The sequence below is a fragment of the Geobacillus sp. ZGt-1 genome, from assembly GCF_001026865.1.
GTDB lineage: Bacteria > Bacillota > Bacilli > Bacillales > Anoxybacillaceae > Geobacillus > Geobacillus thermoleovorans.
In genome coordinates, this window is record NZ_LDPD01000025.1 from 22,197 (window position 1) to 27,960 (window position 5,764).

General features: G+C 56.2%; 6 protein-coding genes and 2 pseudogenes. 2 read left to right on the forward strand and 6 right to left on the reverse strand.

What is annotated here, in order from left to right; genetic code table 11:
- Nucleotides 1-328: 328 nt before the first annotated feature.
- Complete coding sequence (locus VU18_RS12755; RefSeq protein ID WP_011232396.1) at nt 329-1,492, reverse strand: iron-containing alcohol dehydrogenase; 1,164 nt, start codon at nt 1,490-1,492, stop codon at nt 329-331.
- A 148-nt stretch (nt 1,493-1,640) separates the two neighbouring features.
- Between VU18_RS12755 and VU18_RS12760 the strand changes: the two genes are divergently transcribed.
- Complete coding sequence (locus VU18_RS12760; protein ID WP_011232397.1) at nt 1,641-1,874, forward strand: DUF378 domain-containing protein; 234 nt, start codon at nt 1,641-1,643, stop codon at nt 1,872-1,874.
- Nucleotides 1,875-1,977: 103 nt separating this feature from the next.
- Here VU18_RS12760 and VU18_RS20425 read toward each other — a convergent pair.
- The 5 genes and pseudogenes from VU18_RS20425 to VU18_RS12780 all read right to left on the reverse strand — a co-directional run.
- Nucleotides 1,978-2,081, reverse strand: a pseudogene (locus tag VU18_RS20425) (general stress protein); the annotation flags it as partial.
- Between the two features lies 1 nt (nt 2,082).
- Nucleotides 2,083-2,343: pseudogene (locus VU18_RS12765) on the reverse strand (CvfD/Ygs/GSP13 family RNA-binding post-transcriptional regulator); the annotation flags it as partial.
- Nucleotides 2,344-2,448: 105 nt separating this feature from the next.
- Nucleotides 2,449-3,621: an aminotransferase gene (locus VU18_RS12770; RefSeq protein ID WP_011232399.1), complete on the reverse strand. Its 1,173-nt coding sequence runs from the start codon at nt 3,619-3,621 to the stop codon at nt 2,449-2,451.
- A complete protein-coding gene (locus tag VU18_RS12775; RefSeq protein ID WP_013144362.1) occupies nt 3,618-4,118 on the reverse strand; it encodes an Lrp/AsnC family transcriptional regulator in 501 nt (166 codons plus the stop codon). The genes VU18_RS12770 and VU18_RS12775 overlap by 4 nt, the downstream gene beginning before the upstream one ends.
- A gap of 54 nt (nt 4,119-4,172) precedes the next feature.
- Nucleotides 4,173-4,436, reverse strand: a complete 264-nt coding sequence (locus tag VU18_RS12780) for a DUF1871 family protein (RefSeq protein WP_011232401.1) — start codon at nt 4,434-4,436, stop codon at nt 4,173-4,175.
- Between the two features lie 151 nt (nt 4,437-4,587).
- On the opposite strand from VU18_RS12780, the gene VU18_RS12785 reads away from it, so the two are divergent.
- A complete protein-coding gene (locus tag VU18_RS12785) occupies nt 4,588-5,763 on the forward strand; it encodes a MalY/PatB family protein (RefSeq protein WP_033026176.1) in 1,176 nt (391 codons plus the stop codon).
- Nucleotide 5,764: the final 1 nt, after the last annotated feature.

Consider the following 5,764-nt stretch of genomic DNA (forward strand, 5'->3'; position numbering starts at 1 on the left):
TTTCAATTAGAGAAACCTTGTGAAGTTCGTCTTCTTTCCTGATGAAACGCCGCCGATTTGGGAACAAAACTCGTTTTTCACCAGCCTTCTAGGGGCTCAGGCTGCTCGCCTCAAGAAACGTAATCAACGTTGTGCTTTTTCCTCATTCGAGAACCATGGATTCGGGCGAGGCGGCTGTTTTTCGCGCCCTCCTCCCTTTCCGCCGTCCTGCGGGATTGGGAGCGCACCCAGGCAAACCAAGAAAATAGGAAAAGCGCCAGCTCAGGCAGATTCCGTCGCCGAGCCGGCGCCATCATCGATTGATTCGCGAAACCGCCGCATCGCCTCATTACAGGGAAGCGCGCAAAATGGCGAGCACATCATCGCGGTTCAATGTTTTGAAACGGCCGAACTCGCCAAACGCCATCGCTTTATCGGCCATCAGCTCCAAGTTTTCCTCGCCGATGCCATAGTCCGCAAGCCGCGACGGCGCCCCGAGGCTCGACCAGAACTCGCGCAGCCGCTCGATGCCTTCAAGCGCCACATCCCGCTCCGATTTGCCCGCCGGATCGACATCAAAGACGCGCACCGCGAGCTGGGCGAAACGGCTGACATTTTCATCGAGCACATGCTTCATCCAGTTCGGGAACAAAATCGCCAATCCCCCGGCGTGCGGGATGTCATACACGGCGGAAACGGCATGCTCAATATTGTGCGTCGCCCAGTCGCCGCGGACGCCCATTTGCAAGAAGCCGTTTAAGGCGATTGTGCCCGAGTACATGATCGTCTCGCGCAGCTCGTAGTTTTCCAAATCGTTGATCAGTTTGGGCGCCGTTTCGATCACGGTTTTCAACACCGCTTCACACATCCGGTCTTGCAACGGCGTGTTCGGCGTATGGTGGAAATATTGCTCAAACACATGCGACATCATATCGACAATGCCGTAAACCGTATGGTCTTTCGGAACGGTCATCGTATACGTCGGATCCAAAATCGAAAATTGCGGGAACGTAAACGGGCTGCCCCAGCCGTATTTTTCTTTCGTCTCCCAGTTTGTGATCACCGAACCAGAATTCATCTCCGACCCGGTCGCCGCCAGCGTCAAGACGACGCCAAACGGCAGGGCGCCGGTGACGGGCGCTTTTTTCGTGATAAACTCCCACGGATCGCCATCGAATTTCGCCCCGGCGGCGATCGCTTTCGTGCAGTCGATGACGCTGCCGCCGCCAACCGCCAGCAAAAATTCGACGCCTTCCCGCTTGCAAATGTCCACCCCTTTTCTTACGGTCGAGACGCGCGGGTTCGGTTCGACGCCTGGCAGTTCGATGACCTCGGCGCCAATATTCCCCAATATCTTCATGACTTCCTCATACAATCCGTTTCGTTTGATGCTGCCGCCGCCATACACGAGCAGCACTTTCTTGCCGTAGCGCGGCACTTCTTCTTTGAGCCGTTCGAGCTGCCCTTTTCCGAAAATCAGTTTCGTCGGGTTGCGGAAAATAAACTCTTGCATATGGATGCCCTCCTTTTCCTGAATCTATTATGGCAGCGCCTGCCACCGGTTGTAAAGCCAACTGCTTTGGCGGCAAACGATGCATATTTTTCACGACTGCGATTCATCCTATAAGTTGAAAAGAAATTTTCCAAAGGAGGCAAACAAGATGGGAGCATTGCAGCGCATTGCGCTATTGTTGACCATTATCGGCGCCATTAACTGGGGACTGATCGGCTTTTTCCAATTTGACTTAGTCGCCGCCATTTTCGGCGGCCAAGACTCCGTTTGGTCGCGCATCATCTACAGCTTGGTCGGCATCGCCGGCTTGATCAACTTGGCGCTTTTATTTAAACCGGCCGAAGAACTTGGGCGCACCGAGCCAAAGACATCGCGCACATAATGAAACACAAAGGGACACGCACCGCTTGGCGGTGGGTGTCTTCTTTTTGCGCCTCTCCCGGCCCAAAAGCGTCATGGACTCTCGCCGCTTGGCGGCAGGGTTCTTATGGTTTCGGTCCATTTTCTTTCTTGGACTGCTCAATCCATTCGCGCAGTTTTTCCTTCAACGGGCGAAACCCCGACTTGAGCGGCATTTTCATGCGCATATNGCGTTTTTCCTTTTCCCCGGCGGGTTCAAGCGCCTTTAGGGACAGGCTCGCCCTCCTCGCCTTTCGATCGACGTCCAACACCTTGACCGTCACTTCATCCCCGACATGGACGTAATCGCGCACATCTTTCACAAATTGATGGGAAATTTCAGAAATATGGATCAACCCTTGCATGCCGTCCTCAAGCTGGACGAACGCGCCATACGGCTGAATGCCCGTCACCTTCCCTTTCACGATCGCTCCTCGTTTGATCGTTGACAAGCGAAACACTCCTATTGATGAATTTCGTCTATGTTTCTGTATTATAACATAGACCGACAGCAAACCCCAAAAAAAGATGTCCCGCCGACGGCGGAACATCCCCAGTTACAGGCGCGCCAAAAACCGTTTCATTCGCTTAATGGCTTCTTGCAGCTGTTCGAGCGATGAAGCGTATGAACAGCGGATATAGCCTTCCCCGCTTTGGCCGAAGACGTTGCCGGGGACGACCGCTACTTTTTCTTCGATGAGCAGCCGCTCAGCAAACTGCTCCGACGTCAAACCGGTCGGCTTGATGGACGGGAAGGCGTAAAACGCGCCGCCTGGCAAATGGCACGGCAGCCCGATTTCATTGAGCGAGGCGACGAAATAGTTGCGCCGCCGCCGGTAGCTGTTGCGCATCTCGGCGACATCGCGCTCTCCGCTGCGAAGCGCCTCAAGCGCCCCATATTGCGCCATCGTCGGCGCGCACATCATGGCATACTGATGGATTTTCAACATCGCCTGCAAAATCTCGTCAGGCGCTGCCGCAAACCCGAGCCGCCATCCGGTCATCGCAAACCCTTTGGAAAAACCGGAAATCAAAATCGTCCGCTCGCGCATGCCGCTAACAGCGGCCATGCTCGTGTACTCTCCTTCATACGTCAGCTCGGCGTAAATTTCATCGGCAATGACGAGCAAGTCGTGCGCCTCAGCCAGACGGGCGATCGCTTCAAGCTCCGTGCGGCTCTGCACCGTTCCGGTCGGGTTGTTCGGCGAGCAGATGATGACCGCCTTCGTCCGCTCGGTGATCGCCCGTTCAAGGTGCACCGGATTGAGCTGAAACTTGTCTTCGCCAGACGTGTGAACGGCCACCGGTTTCCCGCCCGCGAGCACGACAAGGGGCTCGTAGGCGACAAAACTCGGTTCGACGATGATCACTTCATCGCCCGGGTTGATGATCGCCCTAAGCGCCAAGTCGATGGCCTGGCTCGCCCCGACCGTCACTAAAATTTCTGTCTCCGGACAGTAGTCGACATGAAACTTGCGGCGCAAATAAGCGGCGATTTCTTGGCGGAGCTCCAAGAGCCCGGCGTTGGCCGTATACGACGTATAGCCTTGCTCGAGCGACAAAATGCTCGCTTCGCGAATGCTCCAGGACGTGACAAAATCCGGCTCGCCGACGCCGAGCGAAATGACGCCGTCCATGCTGGAAGCAAGGTCGAAAAAGCGGCGGATGCCGGATGGCTTCAAGCCCGCAACCGTCTTGGACACGTACGTTTTTCTCGTTTGCGGCTTCATGGCGACACCACGATGCGGCGATCTTGATCTCCTTGGTCAAAGACGATGCCATCGTGTTTGTATTTTTTCAAAATGAAATGGGTCGTCGTTGAAATGACAGAATCGAGCGTCGACAGTTTTTCCGATACAAATTGGGCGATTTCCGCCATCGAACGCCCTTCGATCACGACCGATAAGTCGTAGGCGCCGGACATTAAGTACACCGATTTCACTTCCGGGAATCGGTAAATGCGTTCCGCCACCTCGTCAAAGCCGACGCCGCGCTTCGGGGTCACCTTGACGTCGATCATCGCCGTCACCCCTTCGCGTCCGTCCGCCTTCCGCCAGTCAATGAGCGCCGTATATTGCACGATCACTTTCGCCTCTTCTAACTTTTTGACGAGCGCTTCCGTTTCTTCGACCGGCAAATCGATCATCTTCGCCAGCACATCGATCGGCGTTCGTGCATCTTTTTCTAATATTTCGATAATTTCCAGCTCTTTTTCGCTCAATTTCACGCAGCATCCCTCCATTTCATCAGTCGGTTTCGCCAAGCCGGCTCCCTGTCGTCATCACGGGAGCGGACAGGACGCCGCTTGCTTTAATTCAAGCAGCCGGCGGGCGAGTTTTAGGCAGTCGGGAAAAGGAATCGGCTCGTCAAAGGCGAATTCATATATGGACTGAATGCGGGCGGCCAACGTGCGGGCGTCTTCCGTCTCATACACCGCCTGGAGCACGCTGGCCGCCTCGACGTCGTAGGCGTCTTTTCCAAGGCCAAACGGGTCCCAGGCGCCGATCCATTCAAGAAGAAGCCGATTCAACTGTCGTCCGTCCATGCCGCCGCCATCCACCTTTCTTGATGCTATGATATAACCCATTATAAGCCATCGATTCGAAAAAAAGAAGGGAGAAGATGCAACAATGTTTCCATTCGATGAAGGGAAAGGACCGCATCGTTCGCGTGCTGAGAAAGGAGAAGGCGCGATCATGTTTCCGTTCGACCGCGTCATCGACCGCCGGGGCACGCTGTCGGTGAAATGGGATGACGTTCATCGCGTGTTCGGCCGCGAAGACGTATGGCCGATGTGGGTCGCCGACATGGATTTTCCCGCACCGAAAGAAGTGCAAGAAGCGCTGCGGCAACGGGTGGAGCACGGCGTGTTCGGCTACACTGTCATTCCCGATTCACTCAAAGAAGCGGTGTGCCAATGGCTTGAACGCCGTCATGACTGGACGATCGATCCGTCTTGGCTCGTGTTTGCCCACGGCGTCGTGCCGGCGGTCGCCGCCGCCATCGAAGCGTTTTCCGAACCAGGGGATCGCATCATCGTTTTTTCCCCGGTCTACCGGCCGCTGTTTGATCTCGTCCGCCGCCATGACCGCACGCTTCTGTTCAGTCCGCTGCGCCTTGAGGAAGACAACTATGCGATCGACTGGGACGACTTGGAGCGAAAGCTGCCCGATGCCAAACTTCTCATCCTTTGCCATCCGCACAACCCGGGAGGCAAATCATGGACAAAAGAAGAACTCGAACGGCTGGGAGAACTTTGCCTTAAGCACGGCGTCTTCGTCCTTTCCGACGAAATCCACGCCGATTTGACGCTCCCGCCAGCCAAACACACGCCGTTTGCCTCCCTCCACCCAGAGCTGGCCGCGCAAAGCGCCACGTTCCGCGCGCCGACGAAAACGTTCAACCTCGCCGGTTTGCAGGCAGCGGAAGTCATCCTTCCCGACGAATCGCGGCGCCGGGCGTTCCGCCGCGTCCAGCAGCGGCACGGCTTTTTTACGCTGAATGCGTTCGCCATCGTCGGAGCGGAAGCGGCCTACCGCCATGGCGGACCGTGGCTTGACGCCTTGCTTGATTACTTGCGGCAAAACATCGACATGACGGTTGCCTATTTAGCGGAACACTTGCCGCCGCTTCGCCCCGTCCGGCCGCAGGCGACGTATCTTGTCTGGATCGACTGCCGCGGCCTTGGCCTTTCCGAGGCGGAGCTGAAGCGTCGGCTCCTTGAAACAGGAAAACTCGCCGTCGAGTTCGGCAGCAAATTCGGCCAGGAAGGCGTCGGCTTCATCCGTTTGAATATCGCCTGCCCGCGCCCGACGCTGGAGGAAGGGCTGCGGCGGCTGGCGACGGCGCTGCGCTATATAGATGCAATTTAAA